Source organism: Arthrobacter sp. MP_M4 (genome assembly GCF_035984855.1).
Classification (GTDB): domain Bacteria; phylum Actinomycetota; class Actinomycetes; order Actinomycetales; family Micrococcaceae; genus Arthrobacter.
The window spans coordinates 1-21,754 of record NZ_JAXCHX010000021.1 but is presented as its reverse complement, the minus strand read 5'-3'; the positions used below and the strand labels follow the sequence as shown (position 1 = coordinate 21,754).

The 21,754-nt window shown below is 66.0% G+C and carries 21 protein-coding genes; 5 read left to right on the top strand and 16 right to left on the bottom strand.

Translation table 11 applies throughout. The features are described 5' to 3' along the window. Nucleotides 1-51: 51 nt before the first annotated feature. Complete coding sequence (locus RCH15_RS14285; protein ID WP_409017441.1) at nucleotides 52-987, bottom strand: N-acetylglucosamine kinase; 936 nt, start codon at nucleotides 985-987, stop codon at nucleotides 52-54. A gap of 36 nt (nucleotides 988-1,023) precedes the next feature. On the opposite strand from RCH15_RS14285, the gene RCH15_RS14280 reads away from it, so the two are divergent. Then, nucleotides 1,024-2,094, top strand: a complete 1,071-nt coding sequence (locus RCH15_RS14280; protein WP_326961330.1) for a nitronate monooxygenase — start codon at nucleotides 1,024-1,026, stop codon at nucleotides 2,092-2,094. A gap of 17 nt (nucleotides 2,095-2,111) precedes the next feature. Here the strand turns inward: RCH15_RS14280 and RCH15_RS14275 are convergent, their stop codons facing one another. Next, complete coding sequence (locus tag RCH15_RS14275) at nucleotides 2,112-3,095, bottom strand: LysR family transcriptional regulator (RefSeq protein WP_326961329.1); 984 nt, start codon at nucleotides 3,093-3,095, stop codon at nucleotides 2,112-2,114. Between the two features lie 91 nt (nucleotides 3,096-3,186). On the opposite strand from RCH15_RS14275, the gene RCH15_RS14270 reads away from it, so the two are divergent. Continuing rightward, on the top strand, nucleotides 3,187-4,500 hold the full coding sequence (locus RCH15_RS14270) for an MFS transporter (RefSeq protein ID WP_326961328.1): 1,314 nt from the start codon (nucleotides 3,187-3,189) through the stop codon (nucleotides 4,498-4,500). On the opposite strand, the gene RCH15_RS14265 is transcribed toward RCH15_RS14270, so the two are convergent. Further along, on the bottom strand, nucleotides 4,497-5,660 hold the full coding sequence (locus tag RCH15_RS14265) for a trans-sulfuration enzyme family protein (RefSeq protein WP_326961327.1): 1,164 nt from the start codon (nucleotides 5,658-5,660) through the stop codon (nucleotides 4,497-4,499). The genes RCH15_RS14270 and RCH15_RS14265 overlap by 4 nt on opposite strands. A 133-nt stretch (nucleotides 5,661-5,793) precedes the next feature. On the opposite strand from RCH15_RS14265, the gene RCH15_RS14260 reads away from it, so the two are divergent. Continuing rightward, nucleotides 5,794-6,297, top strand: coding sequence for an Lrp/AsnC family transcriptional regulator (locus RCH15_RS14260; RefSeq protein ID WP_326961326.1), 504 nt, complete (start codon nucleotides 5,794-5,796; stop codon nucleotides 6,295-6,297). Here the strand turns inward: RCH15_RS14260 and RCH15_RS14255 are convergent. Beyond that, entirely contained in the window at nucleotides 6,294-7,532 is a 1,239-nt protein-coding gene (locus RCH15_RS14255; protein WP_326961325.1) for an MFS transporter, read from the bottom strand. The two genes, RCH15_RS14260 and RCH15_RS14255, sit on opposite strands and share 4 nt — an antisense overlap. A 153-nt stretch (nucleotides 7,533-7,685) precedes the next feature. Here RCH15_RS14255 and RCH15_RS14250 point away from each other — a divergent pair, with 153 nt between their 5' ends. Then, nucleotides 7,686-8,216 carry an Lrp/AsnC family transcriptional regulator gene (locus RCH15_RS14250; RefSeq protein ID WP_326961324.1) on the top strand — a complete coding sequence of 177 codons (531 nt, stop codon included), beginning with the start codon at nucleotides 7,686-7,688 and terminating at the stop codon, nucleotides 8,214-8,216. A 7-nt stretch (nucleotides 8,217-8,223) separates the two neighbouring features. After that, a complete protein-coding gene (gene corA, locus RCH15_RS14245) occupies nucleotides 8,224-9,219 on the top strand; it encodes a magnesium/cobalt transporter CorA (protein WP_326961323.1) in 996 nt (331 codons plus the stop codon). Nucleotides 9,220-9,255: 36 nt separating this feature from the next. Here corA and RCH15_RS14240 read toward each other — a convergent pair whose 3' ends face one another. The 12 genes from RCH15_RS14240 to RCH15_RS14185 form a co-directional block, all read right to left on the bottom strand. Next, entirely contained in the window at nucleotides 9,256-9,570 is a 315-nt protein-coding gene (locus RCH15_RS14240; RefSeq protein ID WP_326961322.1) for a hypothetical protein, read from the bottom strand. 32 nt (nucleotides 9,571-9,602) lie between these two features. Further along, nucleotides 9,603-11,195: an ABC-F family ATP-binding cassette domain-containing protein gene (locus tag RCH15_RS14235; protein WP_326961321.1), complete on the bottom strand. Its 1,593-nt coding sequence runs from the start codon at nucleotides 11,193-11,195 to the stop codon at nucleotides 9,603-9,605. A 58-nt stretch (nucleotides 11,196-11,253) separates the two neighbouring features. Further along, nucleotides 11,254-12,357: a class I SAM-dependent methyltransferase gene (locus RCH15_RS14230; protein WP_326961320.1), complete on the bottom strand. Its 1,104-nt coding sequence runs from the start codon at nucleotides 12,355-12,357 to the stop codon at nucleotides 11,254-11,256. Nucleotides 12,358-12,595: 238 nt separating this feature from the next. Next, on the bottom strand, nucleotides 12,596-13,063 hold the full coding sequence (locus tag RCH15_RS14225) for a GatB/YqeY domain-containing protein (protein WP_326961319.1): 468 nt from the start codon (nucleotides 13,061-13,063) through the stop codon (nucleotides 12,596-12,598). Between the two features lie 69 nt (nucleotides 13,064-13,132). After that, nucleotides 13,133-14,788: a cellulase family glycosylhydrolase gene (locus RCH15_RS14220; protein WP_326961318.1), complete on the bottom strand. Its 1,656-nt coding sequence runs from the start codon at nucleotides 14,786-14,788 to the stop codon at nucleotides 13,133-13,135. A gap of 178 nt (nucleotides 14,789-14,966) precedes the next feature. Next, complete coding sequence (locus RCH15_RS14215) at nucleotides 14,967-16,679, bottom strand: ABC1 kinase family protein (RefSeq protein ID WP_326961317.1); 1,713 nt, start codon at nucleotides 16,677-16,679, stop codon at nucleotides 14,967-14,969. Between the two features lie 5 nt (nucleotides 16,680-16,684). Continuing rightward, nucleotides 16,685-17,227: a PadR family transcriptional regulator gene (locus RCH15_RS14210; RefSeq protein ID WP_326961378.1), complete on the bottom strand. Its 543-nt coding sequence runs from the start codon at nucleotides 17,225-17,227 to the stop codon at nucleotides 16,685-16,687. A gap of 119 nt (nucleotides 17,228-17,346) precedes the next feature. Further along, nucleotides 17,347-17,538: a hypothetical protein gene (locus RCH15_RS14205; protein ID WP_326961316.1), complete on the bottom strand. Its 192-nt coding sequence runs from the start codon at nucleotides 17,536-17,538 to the stop codon at nucleotides 17,347-17,349. Between the two features lie 64 nt (nucleotides 17,539-17,602). After that, nucleotides 17,603-18,016, bottom strand: coding sequence for a hypothetical protein (locus tag RCH15_RS14200; protein WP_326961315.1), 414 nt, complete (start codon nucleotides 18,014-18,016; stop codon nucleotides 17,603-17,605). Between the two features lie 453 nt (nucleotides 18,017-18,469). Further along, nucleotides 18,470-18,823: a hypothetical protein gene (locus RCH15_RS14195; RefSeq protein WP_326961314.1), complete on the bottom strand. Its 354-nt coding sequence runs from the start codon at nucleotides 18,821-18,823 to the stop codon at nucleotides 18,470-18,472. A gap of 212 nt (nucleotides 18,824-19,035) precedes the next feature. After that, on the bottom strand, nucleotides 19,036-19,653 hold the full coding sequence (locus RCH15_RS14190) for a hypothetical protein (protein ID WP_326961313.1): 618 nt from the start codon (nucleotides 19,651-19,653) through the stop codon (nucleotides 19,036-19,038). 115 nt (nucleotides 19,654-19,768) lie between these two features. Further along, entirely contained in the window at nucleotides 19,769-21,058 is a 1,290-nt protein-coding gene (locus RCH15_RS14185; RefSeq protein ID WP_326961312.1) for an ISL3 family transposase, read from the bottom strand. Nucleotides 21,059-21,754 lie beyond the last annotated feature (696 nt).

Sequence of the window (21,754 nt, the reverse complement as noted above, 5' to 3'; positions counted from 1 at the left end):
TGGCCGCGGACCGGCTTAGTGGCCGCCGGTTTGGGGGGCCGCCTGCCCGGGTCAGTCCTGCTCGGCCACGAGTTGGAGAACCCCGAAGACCGGGTCCTGCTCCAGGACGCGGACGTCGGTGATTCCCGCGGCCGCCAGTGCGGCGCGGAAGGATTCCTGCAGGCGGGGAACGTTCATGCCCAGGCCGCTACCCAGAATCACCGGCCCGTCGATGCCGAGCTGCCGGACCGTCTGCTCCGCCAGGGCTGCCAGGTCCCGACCGGCCTGGTCCACGAGCTCCTGGCTGGCGCCGTGGCCGGCGGAGGCCGCGTCGACCACGAGCCGCGCCCGCTCAGCCCAGTACCGCCGCCCGGTCTTCGGGGAATGGAACAACGCGATCAGCTTGTTGGGGTCATCGACACCGCAGGAAGCCAGCAACGCCGAGGTGAGTTCGTCCGGTTCCAACCCCTGGTTCATCCGGCGCAGGCTGTGGCGGACAGCTTCGCGGCCCAGCCAGTACCCGCTGCCTTCATCGCCCAGCAGGTAACCCCAGCCGCCGGCACGGGCCTCCCCGCCCAGGCTGTTCCTGCCCCACGCCGCCGATCCCGTTCCGCCGATGACAGCGACGCCGGTGCTGGCGCCACCGGCAGCCAGCAGGAGCCGCGAGTCGTGGACCACGGTGATCCGGGCGCCTGGAACGTGCGGCGCGATCAGCGCGGCCAGTGCTGCGGCGTCCTCGGCTGTATCGATGCCTCCGGCGCCCGCGTAGACCCGCGAGATCTCTCCGCCGCCGATCCGGGCGAAGAGCTCTGCGAGGTTCCGGGCCGCGTCCTCGCGGCTGACGTTCTGGACGTTGGAGCTGCCGACGGTTTCGTCGGCCACGGCGTGGCCGTCTTCGAAGCGGACGCCACGCGTCTTGGTTCCGCCGATGTCGAGGCCGATGACCGGCCCGGCGGGGGGTGCGGGCGGGGAAACGGGGTCCGCCGCCGGAATGTCAGAATGAGTCACCGGACCAGCCTACTGAATTACCACCAGGAGCGAGCCATGTCGCATGATCTCTTCGGCACCCGCATCATCGCCGCGCCCATGGCCGGCGGCACGTCCACTCCGGCCTTCGTCCGGGCCGTGTCGGACGCCCGCGGCCTGGGCTTCCTGGCCGCCGGCTACAAGAGCGTGGAGGCCATGGCGGCGGAAATCCGGGGCGTCCGCGCTTCCGGGGCGCGTTTTGGCGTGAATGTCTTCGTTCCCGATCCCGCCCAACTGCCGCCGCCTGCCGCCACGGTGGCGCGGCTGGAGACCTACCGGAGGCAGCTGAGCCGGGATGCCCTGCGACTGCAGGTAGACGTGCCGCCGCTGCGCCTCGACGACGACGACCAGTGGTCGGGCAAGATGACGGCACTGCTGGCTGACCCGGTGGAACTGGTCAGTTTTACCTTCGGGCTGCCAGGCGCCGATGGCGTGCGTGCGCTGCAGCGGGCTGGTTCGGTAGTGCTGGCCACTGTGACGACGGTAGCCGAGGCGCTGGCGGCTGCCGGGCAGGGAGTGGATGCGCTGGTGGTCCAGCATGACAGCGCCGGCGGCCACAGCGCGGCCTTCCTGCCGGCGACAACGGGGCACGGCAGCAGTTCCGGGTCCGGCCACGGTCCGGGCCACGAGGGCAGCCGGCCGCTCTCGACGGCGGAGCTGGTCGCGGCGGTGCGATCCGCCGTCGGGCTCCCGCTGGTGGCCGCCGGTGGAGTGATGGACCGGGCCGGGGTGGAAGAGGTGCTGGCCGCAGGCGCCCAGGCAGCCCAGCTGGGCACCGCGTTCCTGCGTACTTCCGAGAGTGGGGCCCGGCAGCTGCACAAGGATGCCCTCGCCAGTCCACGCTTCACCCGGACGGCCCTGACCCCTGCCTTCACCGGGCGCCAGGCCCGTGCACTGGTTAACGAGTTTGTCCGGGACCACCCCGACGCGCCGGAGTCGTACCCCGCCGTGCACCACCTCACCGCCCCGCTGCGCGCCGCCGCGGCCGCTGCCGGGGATGCGGAGCGGCTGAACCTCTGGGCCGGAACGGGCTGGCAGCGGGCGCGGGCCGGATCCGTCGCGGAAGTCCTGGCGGAACTGCTGGACTGACGGACCGATACGCGGTTTCAAATGCCTGAACGGCCGCGGACAAACCCGGCAAGCAGGTCTGGGCCCTCGCTGAGCACCAGCTCCCGAAACAGCCGCACGGGGGGCGGTTCGGCGTCGACTCCCCCACGCCGTTCCCGCCAGGCCAGGCCGATCTCCCGGAACGCCAGGGCTGAATCCAGGGCGAGTTCCACCCACCCAAGGTCCCCGGAGTCCCCCGGCGTGTGGCGGCCGGGAGCCGAACCGCCGGGCGGAAGGATGCTCACGCCGAGTCCTGCCGAGACGAGTCCCCGGGCCGTGTGCGAATCCTGGCTTTCGAACGCAATGCGGGGCCGGAAGCCTGCTTCCCGGAACAAGGCGTCGGTCAGCGAGCGCATGCCGTAGCCGGAGCCCATGGCCACGAACGGCTCGTGCCGGATCTGCGTAAGGCTGGCCCGGCGGTGCTTGGCAAGCGGATGCCGGTGGTGGACCACCAGCCGCAGCGGCTCCCGGTACAGGGCCGCTGCGCAGATCAACCGGCTTGACGCCGCCACGGGTGCTGTCAGGGCCAGGTCCGCGTCCCCGGCGGCGAGTTCTGCGAGGCAGCCGTCCCGGGCACCCTGGCTGAGGTGGAAGGCCGGCTGCGGATGCCGGCGGCGGAACGCGCTGATCAGCAGCGGCAGCATAGCCTCACCGAACGTGTGCTGAAAGGACACGGAGATCCGGCCCCGCACCACCTCGGATTCGTGCCGGACCAGGTCCAGCCCGTACTGGAATTCCGCCAGGGCGGCTTCGATGTGCGGCAAGAGCGTCTTGGCCGCGGGCGTCAGGCGTACGCCGCGGCCGTCGCGAAGAAGCAGTTCCGTTCCGAGGATGCTGCTGGCCCTGGCGATTCCCCGGCTGACCGTCGATTGGGGCAGCCCCAGCACCGCGGCAGTTTCGGTGATGTGCGGGGTGCGTCCCAGCTCGGCCAGGAGGGGCAGCAGCGGCAGCAACTGGACGAGCTGCTTATGTTCCGCCTCCATGGCCCCGCCCTCCGTATCGTTCCATATTTGCCATTAATCCTATGAGAATCATGCATTGGAAGCATGTCTGATGGAAGCCTACTCTGGGGGAATGACCCGTCTCCCGCAACGCCAGCTCCGCGCCCCCGCCCGGACCGGCGCAGATCCTGCCGCCGTGCCCGGCACGGCCCGGGAAGCGGCTGTCTGGCCCGGGCACACCAAGGGCTCTGCTGCCTACCGGAAGATTCTCGCCGGCCTGGCGTTTGCCGGCGTCGCCACCTTCGCCCAGTTGTATTCCACCCAGGCTGTCCTGCCGATGATGGCGGTTGAACTGCAGGTGAGCGCGGCGGAGGCGGCGCTGACCATTTCGCTGGCCACCGTGGGCCTTGCCGCGACTGTGCTTCCGTGGTCCTTCCTGGCTGACCGCATCGGCCGTGTCCGGGCCATGATGTGGGGCATCTCGGCCGCGACGGTCCTGGGCTTGCTGGTGCCGCTCGCCGCGAGCTTCCCAATGCTGCTGGGCCTGCGGATGCTTGAGGGCATGGCCCTGGGCGGCATTCCGGCCATTGCCATCGCGTACCTCAACGAGGAGGTCAACAAGGCCCACGCCGCGCTGGCGGCCGGAACCTACGTCGCCGGCACCACCCTGGGCGGACTCGCTGGGCGGCTGGTGGCCGGCTTCGTGGGCGAACTCTGGGGGTGGCGGGCCGCGACCCTGGCCGTCTCGGTTCTGGCCGCGGCAGCAGCCGTCCTGTTCCTGCTCCTGGTTCCTCCGGCCAGGGGTTTCACGGCGGCGGTGGCCAGCGGATTCCGCGGCGCGCTCCGGACGCTGGCGGGCCACAGCCGGAACCCCCGGTTGCTGGCCCTCTATATCCAGGCGTTCCTGCTGATGGGCGGCTTCGTGGCGGTGTACAACTATCTGGGCTTCCGGCTCGCTGGGGAACCCTTCAACCTGCCGGCCACCGCGATTAGCCTGATTTTCCTGGCATATCTCTCCGGAACGGTCACCTCGCGCTGGGCCGGCGGCCTGACGGCACGGTTCGGGCGGCGGACGGTGTCGATTGCAGGAACACTGCTGATGGTGGCCGGACTGGCGCTGACGCTGACCCACTTGCTGGTGCTCATCCTGCTGGGCCTGCTGCTGTTCACCGGCGGTTTTTTCGCGGCGCACAGCATCGGCGCCGGCTGGACCGGCGGAATCGCAACGTCCGGCCGGGCGCAGGCGGCCTCGCTCTACAATCTCGCGTACTACCTCGGTTCCAGCGTCATTGGCTGGGCTGGCGGACTGGTGTTCCAGTCACTGGGCTGGACGGCTCTGGCCCTGACCGTGATCGGGCTTGCGGGAACGACGGCGGTGATCACCGCCGTCGTTCATCCGCCCCGGACGATGGCTATCGCGGCTGCCGGGGGCGCAAGGCCCCGTTAGCGGGTAGCCTCGATGGCTTGGACGAGGTCGGCCACGATGTCAGCCGGGTCTTCCAGGCCCACCGACACCCGCAGCAGGCCGGCGTGCGGTTTGGCGCCGGCAGCCACCGGCCGGTGGGTCAGCCCCGCCGGGTGCTGGATCAGGGTGTCGATGCCACCGAGGGAGACCGCATGCGTGATCATGCCGACGGCCCCGGGAGCCCGCTCGGCATGCTCTGCGCTGCCCAGTTCGAAGGCGATGAGGGAGCCGGGACCGGCCATCTGGGTTCCGACCAGCCCGTGCGGATCGCATTCCGGCAGTCCCGGGTAGAAGACGCGCCGCACCAGCCCGTGCCCGGCCAGGGCGAAAGCCACCTTTTGGGCACTGGCTTGCTGGGCGCGCGCCCGGACCGGCAGAGTGGCCAAGCCGCGGTGGAGCAGGTAGGCCGGCCAGGGGGTAAGGATGCCGCCGGTGACAGCCCGGATCTGGCGCAGCCGTGTGGTCCACTCGGGGGCTGCAGCCACCACCCCGCCCATGGCGTCCCCGTGTCCGCCGAGGAACTTGGTGGCACTATGCAGCACCATGGCGGCGCCGTGCCGGAACGGCTGCTGAAGGATTGGGCTGGCGAAGGTGTTGTCCACCAGGAGCGGCACGCCGTCCGCCGCCGCAACAACGCCGGCGATGTCGACCAGTTCCAGGCTCGGATTGGCCGGTGTCTCAAGAATCACCAGTCCGGTGTCGGGCCGGAGCGCAGCATGGACGCCCGCCGGCGTGGTGAACGTGACCTCGTTGCCGAGCAACCCCGCGGCCAGCAGATGGTCACTTCCGCCGTAGAGCGGCCGCACCGCCACGACATGCTTCTTTCCGGTGGAAACGACGGCGAGCAGCACCGCGCTGAGCGCGGCCATACCCGTGGCAAACGCCACCGCCTCGGGGGTGTCCTCGAGGACGGCGACGCCCTCCTCGAAGCGGGCAACGGTCGGGTTCCAGAGCCGCTGGTAGACGGTGCTCTGGCCCTCCTCGCGGGACCCGCCGGTGGCAAGGTGTTCGTAGGCGAGGCCGCCGTCCTGCACGGAGGGAAGCGGGGCCGTGGTGGAGAGATCGATGGGCACCGCATGGACGCCCAGATCTGTGAGGCCGGTCCGGCCAGCATGGACTGCCAACGAATCCTGTGAAAGCACCGTTACTCCTTATGAATATTCACCGTTGAATACCGCAAGTATTTGGCAATAATTCGGAGTTTCGAAGGGCCGGCGAATGCATTTGCCGAAATGGCCCGTTTAGGATGAACAGACAACAAGTCTAGGAGGACCCATGGGTAGCAGTGCGAAGAATCTTCGGCCGGTCGTAGGCGGCGAACCGCTGGACGCCATCGACGAGCGCCTGCTGGCTGCCCTCGTCGCCGATGCCCGGATTTCCAACAAGCAGCTGGCCGAGCTGGTTGGCATTGCGCCGTCCACTGCCCTGATGCGCACCAGGGCGCTCTCCGAGCGGGGAATCATCGAGGGATTCGAGGCGAAGCTGAGCCTCTCCGCAATCGGCCGTTCGGTGCAGGCCCTGATCGCTGTCCGTCTGCGCGCCCATGACCGCGAACAGATCGACCGCTTCACGGCCCGGGTCCCGAAGCTCCCGGCCGTACTTTCAACCTTCCACACCTCGGGTTCGGTGGACTACCTGCTGCACATTGCCGTTGCCACCACCGAGGACCTCCGGGACTGGGTGCTGGACAACCTGGCCACCGACCCCGTGGTGGGCCACACCGAAACCACGCTCGTGTTCGACCACATTCAGGGCAACCTGGGCCCGTTGCCGGATTAGCCGCGGCGAAGGGCCCCGCGCAGGGTGACTCCTGCGAGAGTGACTGCCGCGATCGAACACAGCACAACGAAGCCAGCCACCGCTGCCTGCAGCCCCACGACGCCGGCTGCCAGGCCCAGCCCGATGACGGGGAACGCACTGCCGAGGTAAGTGATGACGTAGACGGTGCTGATGATCTGCGCATGGCGTGAAGCCTCAACCTTCCCGGCAACATCGTTAAAGACCGTCCGGAAGGACACGCCCTGCCCCACCCCGGCCGTGATACTTGCGAGGATCAGCAGCCAGGGGCTGCTCCAGGCAGCGGCCGCAGCAATCAGCAGCACAGATACGGCAAGCATGCCCAGTCCCGCCGGCACCACAAAGCGTCCCCGCACGGCGAGAAGCTGGCTCAGTGCGGACGATCCAAGAGTGAGTCCCGCCAGCAGGCCGATGAGGGGCCGCGAGTCGGCGTGGACGATCTGGGCGAAGTAGCCAGGCGCGAGGGACAGGCAGAAACCAAAGACGGCAAAACTGAGGAAACCCACCGAGGACGCCAGCCAGAAGGCGCCGCGCGCCTCGCTGGATACCGAAGGCCTGCGGGGTGCGAGCACGCGCAGCGGCTGCGGACCCGCGACCGAGGTGATGGCCGGACGGGCCTTAAGCAGGTACAGCGGGATTAACAGCGCCGCCAGAACCAGCGAATGAAGGTAGTAGGGCGTTGAGGTGGGACCGGGCAGCAGCGAGAGCACTCCCCCGATTGCCGGCCCCGCCGCAACACCGCCTGCCGACGCCAGCAGCGTGAACCTTGACGCCCACTCGGGACGGCTCGGCAGCAACTCCCGCAGGGCGGCCGAACTGGCTCCGGTGGCGAGCGCCACGGCCACCCCCTGCAGGGCCCGCCCGGCGCAGAGCGCGAACAGGCTGTCCGCCGTGGCAAAAACCGCACCGCCGGCGAGACCCACGAGCACCGCGAGCACCAGGGCTGCCCGGCGGCCGATATGGTCGGACCAGTGGCCGGCCAGGATCAGGGTGGCTACCAGCGCCAGGACGTAGGCGGAAAAGGCAACCGTGACATCGACCGCGGTGATGCCGAGCTTGGCCTGCAGCAACGGATAGATCGGGGTGGCCAGGTTCGCACCGACCAGCAGCGTAAAAATAACGACGCCGGCCATCACCAGCCGTGCCGTGGTGGAGGCATCCCAACCCCAGCGTGATGCTGCAGCGGGGCGCATTCGAAGCTCGTTGAAAACCGTCATAGCCCTGACCTTGGAAAGAAGCGGCCGGCGGGTTCCATGGAACAAGGCACCGCCAGCCCGAAATGATGTGCACCTCAAGAATGCGTCATGGCTGATTGTCCCGACTGTTTTCATGCCAAAATTGATCAAAACAGTCAAGCGATCAACGCCAGCATGAACCGGAGTGATGATTTGAACAGCCTGGACCCCACTGACCTGAAGATCCTGCTGGAATTGATCCGGGATCCCCGGATCCAGATCGGCGACCTGAGCGAGACCCTCGGCATCGCACGCAACACGGCTCAGTCCCGTGTGCGCCGCATGCAGCGGTCCGGCCTGCTGCACGAGGGCGGCCGCGAGATCGATCTGGAGGCGGTGGGTTACGACGTCGTCGCCTTCGTCACCATCGAGGTCACGCACCGGGAGCTGGACGGCGTGGTGGGTGCGTTGCGCCTGATCGCGCAGGTCCTGGAAGTCCACGAGATTTCCGGCCGCGGCGATGTCTGGTGCCGGGTGGTGGCCACCGACACCCACAACCTGCAGGTAGCCCTGCGCTCCATCCTCCGGATCAAGGGAGTCATCCGGACCGAAACGGTCCTTGCCCTGCATACCCACATCCAGTACCGCACCGAGCCGCTGATCAGCCGGCTGGCGCAGGGCAGCTCGCTGGCGCCCGCAGCTCCGCGGGCGCAAAAGACGGCATAATTACGCCGTGACTATTATCGATAACGCCGTCTATGTGGACGGTGTCCGCAGCGCCGAGCCGCAGAGCCTCGAGCAGACTTTCGACAACCTGAGCCGCCACGGCGGGATGGCGTGGATCGGCCTATACCGGCCCACTGCCGAGGAAATGGCCGCCGTCGCGGCTGAGTTTGGGCTGCACCGGCTGGCCGTTGAGGATGCGATTTCGGCCCATCAGCGTCCCAAGCTGGAACGCTACGACGACAACCTCTTCACCGTGTTGCGGCCGGCGCGGTACCTGGACGCGACAGAGACTGTCGAGTTCGGCGAGCTGCACGTGTTCACCGGCAGGAACTTCGTGGTCACCGTCCGACATGCCGAAACCGGCGGAGTGGCGGAGGTGCGGCGAAAACTGGAGCAACGCCCGGAGCTGCTGGCCCACGGCCCGGAGGCGGTGCTTTACGCCTTGATGGACCAGGTGGTGGATGACTATGTGCCCGTGGTGGCGGGGCTGGAGAACGACATCGACGAGATCGAGGACCAGCTGTTTGCCGGCGACTCCGCCGTCTCCCGGCGGATCTACGAGCTGGCCCGGGAGGTCATCCAGTTCCAGCGGGCCATCCATCCCCTGCCTGCCATGATGCAGCTGTTGCGGCGCGGGTTCGAAAAGTATGATGTCAAAACCGAACTCCAGCACAACCTCCGCGACGTCGAAGACCACGTGGAGCGGCTGGTCTCCCGGGCTGATTCCTTCCGGGACCTTCTGCAAAATGCCCTCACCCTTGACGGCACTCTGACGGCCAACCGGATGAACGAGGCGAGCGCAGAGCAGAACGAGCAGGTCAAGAAAATCTCGTCCTGGGCGGCCATCTTCTTCGCCCCGTCCATTGTTGCCGGAATCTACGGGATGAACTTTGACCAGATGCCCGAACTGCATTGGACGTTTGGCTACCCCATGGCGATCGGGCTGATGGTGGCCACCGCAACCCTGATGTACGGCATCTTCAAGAAGAAGGGCTGGCTCTGACCGGCGGCCCGGCCCGGCGGAACTGGACCTGAACTCTCAGCGGCGGTGCCGCGCCAGCGCGACGAGCCGGCTGAACGCGAGGATGAATATGGCCTCGATCAGCACCATGAGTCCGAGCAGCAGCCACTGGCGTTGGCCGATGAAGACGACGGCTCCGACCACCACCAGGACGGTCCCCAGACACAGGGCATAGACGGCAAAGCCGAGGGCGACTTTTGCGCTGCGGACTCCCGTCCGGAACCCGAAGCCCACGGGCTCACCACCGGGGTAGCCCTCCACCCGGTCCTGTCCTGCCGGTTTGAGCCGGTCGAACTCATCCCAGGGGTCGTGGTCGTGCTCCTGTGCGGCCATTGGTCCATTATCCCGCACAGGCCTGATCGCCCTTAGGCGACGCGGACGTCGATTTGGCCGGGGACGGCACCGTCGGCACCGAACACCAGGAGGCGGTTGGCGATTTTTTCGCTGAAGAAACGGTCGTGGCTGACCACCACGACCGCTCCGGGGAAATGCACGAGTGCCCGTTCCATGACCTGGGTACTTGACATGTCCAGGTGGTTGGTCGGTTCGTCCAGCAGCAGCACCGAGGCGCCGGACAGGAGGCACTGTGCCATGGCGACGCGGGCTTTCTGGCCGCCGGAGAGGTTTCCGATTTTCTGTTTGAGGTCGGCCTCGGAGAACTGGAACATCGCCAGGAACCGGTTGACCGATTTCTTCGTGGCGCTGAAGGCCAGGCTCTCAGGCAGCGCGTTGACCGCGTGGGAGACGGTATCGGCGTCGTCGAGGTCATCAAGCATCTGGTTGTAGGAGACGAAGCCCGGCCCCTTGGCCCAGGTCACCTGCCCGGCGTCGGGTTGCTCTTCGCCGGTCAGGACCCGCAGCAGGGTGGACTTGCCGCTGCCGTTGGACCCAAGGACCACGATCCGGTTTCCCTTGCGGATCTCAAAGCTCAGGTCATCGAACAGTGTCTTATCCCCGTAGGACTTCCCCAGCCCGTCCACCCGGCAGAGGATGTCCTTGACGTGCAGCCCGCCGTAGATCTCGGTGACAATCTGATCCACCGGCCGCGGTGTGCGGGACTTTTTGATCTTGGCGAGCTGGCTACCGAGCCCGCGGCTGGCCGCTTTCGCCGCCTCCCGGCGGTCGGCGATTCCTTCGGCTTCAAAGGCGAGCAGTTCGGACTCATGCACGAACTGCTGCTCAAGGGTCTTGAGGCGGAATTGTTTCTGGACGACGTATTCGCCGAAGTTGCCCGGGTATTCGTGCAGGTGGAAGTTCTCCACCTCGAGGATCCGCGTGACGACGGCGTCGAGGAATTTCCGGTCGTGCGAGACGATGATGGCTGCGCCTTTGAAGTCCCGGAACCAGCTTTCCAGCCATTCGACGCCGGCGACGTCCAGGAAGTTGGTGGGCTCGTCGAGGAGAAGCACGTCGAGGCCTTCGAGCAGGATCTTGGCCAGGGCGGCACGGTTGCGCCAACCGCCGGACAACTCATCAATCGCGCACCGGCGGTGTGCTTCGTCGAAGCCCAGGGTGGTGAGGACGGTGTCGATGCGGCGCGGGTAATCCCAGCCGTCGAGCCGTTCCATGTCCTCGAACAACTCGGCCTGCCGGCTGATGAGGCGGTCGAGTTCGGCGTCGGCGGGACCGGCTGCAATGGATACGTCGATGGCGGCCAGTTCGGCTTCCACCGCCTTGATCCCGGAGAACAGGGCATCGAGCACCTCGAGGATTGTGGCGTCCCCGTTAAGTTCGGAGAACTGCGAGAAATAGCCCACCTTGGTGCCCAGCTCCACTGTGACCACGCCGGTATCCGGCTGTACCTGGTCGAGGACCAGTTTGAGGATGGTCGTCTTGCCGGAGCCGTTCTTGCCGATCAGACCCACCCGGTCTCCGGCCTCGAGGCGGAAGAACGCTTCCCGCAGAATCTGGGTATTGTCGAAGCGCACGCTGACATCTTGCAGCCGGATCAGGCTCATGGGTAGTTCTCTTTCGGGGAAGGGTTCGTAAACGGCTGATGGCGCGGCGGGACGGCTGCTAACGGACGGCGAGCCGCCACAACGAGGTGACCTCGGCCGAGCGGGCGGCGAACAAGCGGTCGGTGGGATCGGACGCCTTGGCGTGGGTGGGCCGGGTGTCCAGACGCTCTACCACCTGCAGCCCGGCCGCCTCGATGGCGTCCAGCAACGCGCTCCGGGACCGCAGGCCCAGGTGTTCGGCCAGGTCCGACAGGACGAGCCAGCCCTCCCCGCCCGGCTCCAAATGGCGGGGAAGTTCTTTCAGGAAACGCAACAGCATGCGGCTGCCGGGGTCGTAGACGGCATTGTCCAGGGAGGAGTGCGGTGTGGCCGGAATCCACGGCGGGTTGCACACGATCAGCGGCGCACGGCCGGGCGGGAACATATCGCCCAGGACCGCCTCGGCACGGGCCTCCACGCCGAGGTTCCGGAAGTTCTCCGCGGCGCAGGCAATCGCGCGGGGTTCATTGTCCGTCGCCAGTACGCGGCGGACGCCGCGGCGGGCGAGCACGGCTGCCAGCACCCCGGTGCCGGTTCCGACGTCGAACGCCAACGCGTCGGAGGGAAGCGGTGCGGTGCCTACCAGATCCACATACTCGCTGCGGGTCGGGAAAAACGTGCCGTAGTGCGGATGGATGCGGCCCTGCAGGGCATCAACGTAGACCCCGTTCCGGCGCCACTCGTGGGCACCGATCGCCCCGACGAGCTCATGGAGCGAGACCACCGAGGGTTCGCTGATGCCCCCGTAGGCTTCTTCGGCAGCGGCCCGGATGTCCGGAGAGCGCCGAAGCGGCACCACCGGGCCCGGGTGAAGCGGAATCAACAGCAGCCCCAGGATGCGTGCCCGGTGCGAGCGGGACTGGCGGTGGCGGTAGAACTCGTCGGCCGGAGTGTCGGCGGACTTCTTTTTCCCGGAAGCCAGCCGCCGGTCCAAGGCGTTGAGGATTTGCCGCGCGTTGTGGAAGTCTCCGTGCCACAGCATGGCGGTGCCCTGGGACGCCATCCGGTTCGCCTGGTCAGCCGTCAGGGAGTCGGTCACCACCTCAACGCGTGCGGGCGCAGGCCTGCCATTGGCTGAACGCCAGCGCGCCGTCCGGACCTGGCCGGCGTCGGTCCAGCTCACGAAAGCGGGGTCATTCACTGCTGGCGCCGGCAGCGGCACGCAGGCCGGCGTCGGGGATGATTGAGGGCGGCCTGGCAGGGCGGTTGCGATAAGTGTTCCCATCCCAGCGTCCGGGGGCGGATCGGAGACTGTACCTCTCAGGATACAGGGCAGCCTCTGCCCGCAGCGCTCCGCCCAAACCCTCCACACGGCGCCCGCCCCAGAACCCCGCAGGCAGGGCCGGCGCCGGCAGACCCGGTCACGGGGCCATGCGGCTCCGGACGATTTCGCTGACGGCTTTCCCGTCAAAGCGTCCGGCGACCTCGGCGGTCACCGGCTTCATGACGGCGCCCAACTGGCGCATGGTCAGTGCGGTGCCATCGGCGGTGAGGGAGCCCACGACCTCGTCCACGATCGCCTCCACTTCGGCTGCCGTGAGTGCCTTCGGCAGGTAGGCCTCGATGATTTCCGCCTCGGCGATTTCCGCGGCCGCCCGGCTGGACTCCCCTGCCTCGGTGTAGATCCGAGCCGTGTCGCGGCGCTTGGCGGCTTCCTTCTGAAGAAGCGACGTCACCTGGGCATCGTCCAGCACGATCGGGGTCTTGCCGGACTTCTCGCGGGTCTCGATTTCGCCCAGGACGTTGCGCACCGTGGTGAGTGCGACCTTGTTGCGGTCCTTCATATGCCCGACGACGTCAGCGTGCAGGCGTTCTTTCAGGGTGGTCATGATTCTCCTCGTGTCACTGGACAGAATACCGGGCGGGCCCGTCCCGGCCCGTCGCGGTGTTCTGCCGAACTACTTGGCCGTGAGGACCGGGTTGACCGGTGCCTTCAGCGACTCCAGCTGCACGCCGGCGGTCCGTTTGAGCCCCGGAAGGATGGTGGCCGCCCAGTCGGAGCCCGTGCAGGTCACGGAAACCCTCGGAACGATGGTGCAGTTCACGCCCCAGGAGTTGACGACTTTGGTGACGTTGGGATCTCGCCAGGAAACGGACCAGCTGGCCGCTATCCGCCGGCCGGTGGCCTCGATAGTGGCAACGTACCCGCCCTTCCATGAGCTGGTGGCCTTCCAGGTCGCGCTGATGGACGCCCCGCCGGACGCAGCCGTGGGCGACGGCGTGGACGTGGGTTTGGGACTTGTTGTGGCCGTGGGTTTGGGACTGGCGGGAGCGGTAGGCGACGGCGCGGCGGTCACGCTAGCGGTCGGGGAAGGTAACGGTACCGGAACGGTGCCGGCCGGCCCCGGGGTGAGGATCGGTGCCAGGGCGGCGAGCTTCGCGGTTTCCTGCGTCCGCCAGTCGGCCTTCACGAGCCCGCCGGTGACGCCGGAATTGGGGTTGAAGGACCAGTAGGCGTAGCTCATCTTGTTGGTGGCGAGGTAGGAGACGATCGACGCCATCCACTGCTTGTCCGATTCAGTGGCCAGCGCTGAGCCAAATTCACCCAGCAGCACGGGGGCGATGCCCTGCTTCTGGATGTAGCCCCAGTTTTTGTCCCAGACGGACGGCAGGTTGGCCGGGTAGGCCGGGTCACTGAACCATTTCTGCGCGTACAGCGATGCCGGGTAGTCATGCGGGGAGTAAACCACGCGGTGGGGCGTGTTGAGCACGACGGGCTTGGCGCCGACGTCGGCGAGGCCGCCGCCCCACCAGGTGGCAGTTCCGTTGCCTTGGTTCTCGATTCCTTCGACGATGATCAAAAGGTTGGGGTTGGAGGCCAGCACGGCGTTGCCTCCCCGGGTGGCGGCTGCCTGCCAATCGGTGGCGGCAGTGCCACGGCCCCAGGTTGCCGCGCCGGCGGGTTCGTTGTGCAGGTCGGCCCCGATAACGGTGGGGTCGGCCTTGTAGCGGGTGGCGAGCATTTTCCAGTCGGCAATCCACTTGGTCTCCGGAACGGCGGACGTGTACCACAGCGGCGACTGGTCAGCGGAGCTGGGGCGGTGGCGGTCCAGGATGATCTTTAACCCGTTGGCCTTGGCGCGGGCGATGACCGTGTCCATAACGTCCAGCGGTCGTTTGCCCTCAAGGTTGTAGGCGCGGTTCGCCCAGTAGTTGACGCTGCCCTTGATCGAAGTCGCTGCCAGGCACTCATTGGAGAAAGGCAGGCGGACAGTGTTGAAGCCCATCGACTTGATGTTGGCCAGGGCCTCGTCGATGGTGAGTGTCCCCCAGAGACCGTGCGGGACACAGTCCGGGGTCTCGAGCCCGAACCAGGACGTGGCCTTGATGGTGTACGGGTTGTTGTTGGAATCCCTGATGACCCCACCGTCGGTGTGCAACCACCCGGTCGCAGCCGGCGCGGCCTCGACGGCCCGGTCAGCGGCGAAAGGCGCCGGGCCGGCGCAGCCCGAGACGGCCAGCAAACCGGTCAAGGCCGCGGCGGTCACAGCAACAGATGCGGCACCTCGACGCAGGCGCACCCGGGCGGTATCGAGGGGATGGTTGCTCCGCAAAGTTCCTCCGTATCCGGGACATCTGGCCCGTTCCAAGACATGCCCAGGCGGGCGCCGAGTCCACCTTGGCACAGGAACGGGACGACGGACGCCACGCCACCGCATATTTCTTTTGATTCGCGGCCCGTTCAGTTGGGGACCGTCTGCGGTGGGGGCGGCGAAAGACGGGCCTGCGGGCTCAGAGGCCGCTGCGTCCCGCCCACAGTCCGTGCAGCAGGGGAAGCACGGACACGATCATCAGGGCGTTGCCGAATGCCGTGTCGTCCGCGCGGACCACGGAACCTGCGATGAGAAGCGCGCCAAAAACCAGTACCGATGCCGTTCGCCGGGCCGTGCGGTCAAGCCGTTTCACCTGTTGCTCGAGGCGCGGATTGGCCACGGCCAGCGACCCGTCCTCCGCCCGGGTCAGCAGCCCGTCCAGCCGTTTGGGCAGGCCCAGAGCCAGTCCGGCGGCGTCGAGTGCCTGCTGGGCCACGTCCTGCACGATGTTTCCGCGTTCGTCGCGCAGCAGTTGCGCCGCGTAGGGTTCGACCGAGTCCCACAGGTTGAACCTTGCGTCCAGGGAACTGCACACCCCCGAGGTCAATGACATCGCCCTGATGATGAGCAGGAAGTTTTCCGGCAACTGGAACGGCAGCGAGCGGACGACGTCGCCGAACTCCACCGCAAAGTCCCGGAACTCCCGGGGGTCCACTTCGCGGAGCTCAGCGAAGCCCATGCCACCGAACCGGGCGAAGAGGTGCGTCATCGCCCGCTCGAGCTCGACCGTGTCCGCCGAGGGCAGCAGGACACCCACGTTCCGGATCGCGGCCACCAACCCCTTTCCGTCACGCGAGGCGGCCGCCAGGAGCAGCTTCCGCAAGCCACTGCGCGTGTTTGTGGGAACCTCGCCCATCATGCCGAAGTCGATGAAGGTCAGCTTCCAGGGGTGCGGCGCGGCGGGATCGGCTACCGGAGTGACAAAGATGTTGCCCGGGTGTGGATCGGCGTGGAAGAAGCCGGTTGTAAACATCTGGTCGAACATGACCGAGGCGAATACCGGAGCGACCTGCGCCGGATCAATGCCGGCTGCCAGCAACGCCTCCGCGTCCGTAATCTTGATCGCCGTGACATCTTCGAGGGTCAGCACTCGGCGGGTGCTGCGCTCCCATACGACTGCGGGTACGTCCACCCGGCGGTCATCGGCAAACTCGACGGCGAACCGCTCGGAGTTTGCCCCCTCGTGCAGGTAGTCGATCTCCTCCAGGCTGGTCTGTGCAAACTCCTCCACCAGCGCGGGCATGTCGGCCCGATTGGAGATCAGGCGGACGTGGCTGAGCCAGCCGCCGACTTTGCGCAGGGCGGCCAGGTCGACGTCGACGATGGCGTCGATGCCCGGGCGCTGCACTTTCAGCACAACACCTTCAAGTCCGGTGTCGGCCGCATCGCGGGGAAGGAGCCGTGCCCGGTGCGCCTGCCCCAGGGACGCTGCTGCGATGGGGATCTCTTCGACCGAGGCGAACAGCTGTTCCAGTGGGGCGCCCAGCTCCGCCTCGGCGAGCTTGCGGATGGCGGAGAACGCCACCGGCGGGACTTCGTCCTGCAGTCCCTCCAGTTCCTTGGTGATCTCGGGCGGCAGCACGTCGAGCCTGGAGGACAGGAACTGACCCACCTTGATCATGAGGCCGCCCAGCTCCACCGCAAGTACGTGAAAACGCTGAGCGAACCGCAGCATCCTCTTGGCCCTCGTCCGCTCGGCAATCCAGCCCATTCCAAGGCGCGGGAGGAACAGCTCGAACCACCAGGTCACCGCCAGATTCCAGGCGGCGAAGCGCAGGATACGGCGGTAACGGGCACGGGTGTCCCCAGCGCCGGAGACCGGATCTACGCGGTCCCGGCGAACCGACGTCACCCCCGTCAGCCCTGGGCGAGAATTGCGTACAGCCGGCGGCGGGCGTCGTCGAGCACCGCCACGGCCTCCTGCACCTGCTCGGGAGTGCCGGTGCGGCCCACCTGCGACGCGGCCTGCGCGAGCTCGACGCCCGCCTTGGGCAGGGCCGCGAACCCGCTGCCGGACGCCGGACCCGATGCCTCCCACGGCGCCGAGGTACCGGCGCCGGCCACCTCTTCGCGGCCGGCGTCGGTCAAGGAATAGATCTTGCGGCCGTTGGATTCCTCGGCACGGATGAACCCCTCGTCGGCCAGAAGCTGCAACGTGGGATAGACGGACCCGGCGCTGGGCTTCCAGCTTCCGCCGCTGCGCTCCTCGATTTCACGAATGATCTGGTAGCCGTGCATCGGCCGTTCCGCAAGCAGCGCCAGCACGGCCGAGCGCACCTCGCCCCGCCCCGCCCGGGAACCTGTCCGCTTCTCGAACCTTGAACGCAGCTCTTCGACGGCCTGCCACATGCTGTCGACATTGTTGCCGCGGAATCCGCCTGCCGGGTATGAATTGCGCATCATGCTCTCCTCGGGACATCGTGAACGATATATAACGATAGTCAACGATACATCCGGGAATTCCTGAAATCAAGAGTCGTGCCGGTTACCCCGACGACGAGATATGCCTGCTGGTCCATTCAGTGACCGGCCGCAGCGAACGCTCCCCGGAAGGAGCCGTCGTACTGGGTCAAACGCCCGCGCCCCGAGCTTTCCAGACCCACGACGTCAAGGCCGCCGTTGCCGGTCAGGGTGATCCCGGCCAGCAACACACCCGCCAGCCCGGACAACACACTCAGACCGGCCCCGCCGGGTACGCTCCCCCGCGTCATTCAAATGCCCGACATGACATCATGGGCACTCGCTTCTCGACCGTCAGTCGCTAAAAAACGGCTCTCATTTCACCATCCGATAATCCTGCACAGATGGGGTTTCACTCCGGATTCCCTTAGTCACTACTCGCGAGAACCAGCCAATATCAAAATCGTATTCACTGCCAGGCTTGAAAGACGCAGCAACCTCGTCTTGATTGTCAAAAGTCACCCTCGGAGACACATAGATACTTCCGCAGTTCGCCGTCTCAACGAAAACCCCCGCCGTCGATGCCGAACCCCTAGATCCGCCAGAACTCGTTTCCGGTTTCGCGGTGAGTATTTCGCAACGGATAGTCTCGACACCGATCGAATCCCATACGGAAAGCAGCAAAACAAAAGCACCGAACCCGAGAACTAAGACTCCCAGCACGTTCCAATACCACTTCAACGTCGGCCGCTTGGGTATACGCCCCGAATCGTCGTCCGTCTTAACCATTCCATCTCCCATTCCGATCACCAGCCACTCGCACGACATCCACTCCCGGGCCCAGCGGAACCGTTGGCAAACCCCTGGACCGCGCCGTTTAACAAATCCTCGCGCCTAGCATCACTTGGCTGCAGTCCCGTATTGACCGCACCAACGACAGACCCACCTAACCGATTCGTTAGGTCCTCCGTCAAAATTGATCCCCAGTTATAGGGTGCCCCAGCGGGCTGACCGCTTGAGACTGGACCCGTCCACCCCGGAAGGCGGTTGGCAACATTGTTTCCGAATGATGTTCCAAGCTTACTGAACACAGCAGAGCCGCCAGCTGCGGTCACGAAACCGGTGCCGGCCGTGGCGAAATACCCATTGATCGTCTGGACTTCATTATCGTCCAAAGCGTAAGACACCACATTGCTGCCTGAACCGCCCGTGCCTGCGGCCAGGGAGGACCGGACCACGGAGCTAAGCAATACAGCGTTGCTCGTGGTCACCACGCGTGAGGTTGAACCCGCCGAAGTCGCCACGCGGGCAGCGTTCGCCCCCCGCGCCAGAAATCCCCCCGCGGTGCCACCAAGCCCACCACCGACAGCACCAATAGCTGCATCTTTCCAGATCCGGTTCATATTGACGGCGGCCGTGGCCGATCGCGATGACGCCCCACTCCGGGCAGCCGCTGAGGGTTTCGCCGGTTTCGACGCGTAGAAACCGGCCGTTCTCGGTTGCCGTGACGGAGCTGATGTCGATGCCCTCGACACCGAGCAGAGTATCGGCGCGTGTGCACCAGCGGCTACCGGAACAAGACAGAGAGTTATTCATGTCAGGGTCTCTTCTGGGTATTGGTTGCTTGGTCGCTACCAATTCAAAGAGGCCCTGACCTCTTTCCCCTGCATCACGCCGCACCGAAAACGGCCGACGCCGCGGCGGCACTATCAGACCGCCCTAACCACGCTCATCCGCGAAGGGCCCAATAACACGCCACTAAGAATGAAGGCATCCCTTACCGGGTGCTCAGCTTTCTTTGGTAAGAACTAGCCGGCAGGATACCCGCCAGAAACCAGAATTGATTGCCCCATGATCCACTGGCCAACGACAGCAGCCAAAACAATTCCGGTTCCGAGGATATACAACCCAACGCGCGACCCCTTTCGCATCTGATGCGCATCAGACTTTTTTCCTCCACGCCAGAATCCGAAGAGGACTACCAGACAGGAGAGCATTGCGATCTGCATAGGAATTCTGTTCCCGCTCCGGTTGTACTTTCCGTCATACGGCATCCGAGTGCCCCAAGGAACATTCATAAACACAAATATGGCAATTCCGACACAGACCACGAATCCGACCGCGCAGAGAGCACGTATAGACTTCACGGCGGTCTTCCCTGAAAAACGGGTAAGAGCAGCGCCGCCGGCACCATCGAAGATCATCTCGGGAACGCCGTATTCTTCCCCACTTATGAGATTGTCCCCTGACCCTCCAGCCACCGAGCCTCCTGCGCCTACTGTGTACTGAATCGCCTTCGAGAAATAGCCAGTCCCGGCTAGGTGTCCAGATTGGGATCCCACCACGCCGCTGACGAAACCATTTGCATTAGCCCCGCCGATGCCCCGCAACGACCAGTCTTTTTGAGGATTCGTCACAAAGTACATTCCAGTGTTCCCCGCACTGCCGGATATTCCGTTGGTGACTGCAGCCCTGACCATCTGTTGCCCCGGCAACCCGGCTCTTCACGGTTCGTGGGGAAATAGTTCCCTGAGATGAGTGTCATGCCGCCGTCCGGACGGCACTTCTCAAGAGAATAACCGATTTGTAGTTAGCGGCGTTGCGGTACCCGCGGGCGGCGCGTTTGATGTTCTTGATCGAAGTGTTGTTGGCCTCGACCTTTCCCGTTGTCGCGCCGGTAATGATCAACACCTCGATCTCTTTCCACCACCGGCAGACGGTGCGGTAGAGCCTGTTGGTCTCCGGCCGTCCGGCCGCCTTGACCAGGTCCTCGAGTACCTCCTTCGCCGCCTCGGCGTCCTGCAGCGAGCCGGTGCGAAGCAGGGCCCTGAGCTGTTCCTTGACCTTCCAGACCGTCTGGAGGGTGCCGGTCGGATCATCAACAGCGAAGACTTCCTCGAGTCGGTGGGCGGCCCTGCAGCTGAGCGTGTCGCCGGCGCGCAGAAGCAGCATGCGGTGGGCCCAGGCCTTGTCCACGGCCCGGCCGCGTCTGCCCTTGACCTGCTGGGAGAGGTTCTGCCGGGTCTCCGTCATGGCCTGGTTCGCCAACGAGATCAGGTGGAAGTGATCGACCGCGACAGCGGTACGGGGAAGCCACATCCGCAACGCCTTGCGGAACGCCGCGGACGGATCGATCGCGACGACCTGCACGCCGAGGCGCCAGTCGAGCGGGCGGGCGAAGAGCCAGTCCCCGACGCCCTTGTGGTCCCGGCCGTCCACGACGCCCAAGACCTGTCCGGTGTCCAGATCCACGATCGTGGTCATCCACGGCTCGAACCGTGTCCAGGACTTCGTTGACGGGTCCTGGAAGTAGCGCACGGACCGGAACCGGTGCTCATCGATGCCGAGCATCCGGGGCCTGAGCTCGTCCACGTCCGGCAGCCGCAGCAGGCAGGCCTCCGTCACGGAGGCCCGGACCATCCACCAAGACACAGCGAAACCGGCAGCTGTCTCAGAGACGGCCCTGCCCGAGCGGATGACGGCGTCCACGAGCTGATCCCGGAGCCTGCTCGTGGAGCGGGCACGGCGCGGAACCTGGGCCGTGGATTCGAAGAACGACAACCTCTCGCACGCCGGCTCGTCGCAATACCAGCGGTACTTGGACCAGAGCACGTCCACCGGCCCGGCAACCGGGATGTCGCGGAGCCGCTGGTAGCGGCGTTCCTTCCGCCGCAACGCGATGACCCCGCAGCTCGGACAGCCAGGCAGCTCGTCAGTCTCGACAACGACCTGCCGCCGGCCAGCGGCCATGGTGGTGGAAATGACTCGGTAGTCGGGCAGGTTGAAGAGGATGGTGGCAGCGTCGGCTGCCACCCCGGTAGGCTCGTTCAAGGCTCGTGGTCCTGTTCCAGGTTGAATGCTTAGACACACTCATCCCAACAGGGCCACGGGCCCCTTTGTCTTCAACGACACGAACTCAATTCCCCACCAACCACGAAGAGCCGGCAACCCCGACACATAGCTCCCGGCCCCCGCACAGACGCGGGAGATCCCCGAAGTCACGGCAGACCCGACACGCGAACCGACGCTCGATACTGCGGTACCGACCCTAGTGGCACCAAAAGCAGCCGCCACCCTGCCGACCGGCGCCGAGGCAGTCAATGCTTTAGCCGCGAGGGCCGCACCGCCCCCAACAGCACCGGCGGCGCCACCAAAATTCCTATCGCAAATGCCGGTGCCATGGCTAGGAGAGTCCAGGTCCCACGCACAAAGCGAATAAGCGACGACGAACTCTGCATATCTCTCATATGCCTAATCACCTGTAACCAGAGACCTCCATTGACCCGTCCTCGATGTCAGTGAGTCTTTTACCGGATGCCCAATTTTCCTGCCACAACAACTACTTCCTCGAACCGTTCTGCCTGCGGACGCCCGGCACCGATTCAGTCACTCACCGGCGCCGGGGGCGCGGCCCAGTAGGATCGGTGGCGTAGGGGGGGTGTCCCTATGTTCTTTGTCAAGCTGGTTGGGTGGTTTTCGGAGATTGGGGTTTGCCGGGTTTTTGGGCAGGAGGGAGTGGTCGGTGGC

Bases quoted from the DNA above. Each gene is read 5' to 3' on its own strand.
- RCH15_RS14280 (WP_326961330.1), top strand. From the start codon at position 1,024: ATGTCGCATGATCTCTTCGGCACCCGCATCATCGCCGCGCCCATGGCC.
- RCH15_RS14275 (WP_326961329.1), bottom strand. From the start codon at position 3,095: ATGGAGGCGGAACATAAGCAGCTCGTCCAGTTGCTGCCGCTGCTGCCC.
- RCH15_RS14270 (WP_326961328.1), top strand. From the start codon at position 3,187: ATGACCCGTCTCCCGCAACGCCAGCTCCGCGCCCCCGCCCGGACCGGC.
- RCH15_RS14260 (WP_326961326.1), top strand. From the start codon at position 5,794: ATGGGTAGCAGTGCGAAGAATCTTCGGCCGGTCGTAGGCGGCGAACCG.
- RCH15_RS14255 (WP_326961325.1), bottom strand. From the start codon at position 7,532: ATGACGGTTTTCAACGAGCTTCGAATGCGCCCCGCTGCAGCATCACGC.
- RCH15_RS14250 (WP_326961324.1), top strand. From the start codon at position 7,686: ATGAACCGGAGTGATGATTTGAACAGCCTGGACCCCACTGACCTGAAG.
- RCH15_RS14240 (WP_326961322.1), bottom strand. From the start codon at position 9,570: ATGGCCGCACAGGAGCACGACCACGACCCCTGGGATGAGTTCGACCGG.
- RCH15_RS14235 (WP_326961321.1), bottom strand. From the start codon at position 11,195: ATGAGCCTGATCCGGCTGCAAGATGTCAGCGTGCGCTTCGACAATACC.
- RCH15_RS14225 (WP_326961319.1), bottom strand. From the start codon at position 13,063: ATGACCACCCTGAAAGAACGCCTGCACGCTGACGTCGTCGGGCATATG.
- RCH15_RS14210 (WP_326961378.1), bottom strand. From the start codon at position 17,227: ATGCGCAATTCATACCCGGCAGGCGGATTCCGCGGCAACAATGTCGAC.
- RCH15_RS14205 (WP_326961316.1), bottom strand. From the start codon at position 17,538: ATGACGCGGGGGAGCGTACCCGGCGGGGCCGGTCTGAGTGTGTTGTCC.
- RCH15_RS14200 (WP_326961315.1), bottom strand. From the start codon at position 18,016: ATGGTTAAGACGGACGACGATTCGGGGCGTATACCCAAGCGGCCGACG.
- RCH15_RS14195 (WP_326961314.1), bottom strand. From the start codon at position 18,823: ATGAATAACTCTCTGTCTTGTTCCGGTAGCCGCTGGTGCACACGCGCC.
- RCH15_RS14190 (WP_326961313.1), bottom strand. From the start codon at position 19,653: ATGTACTTTGTGACGAATCCTCAAAAAGACTGGTCGTTGCGGGGCATC.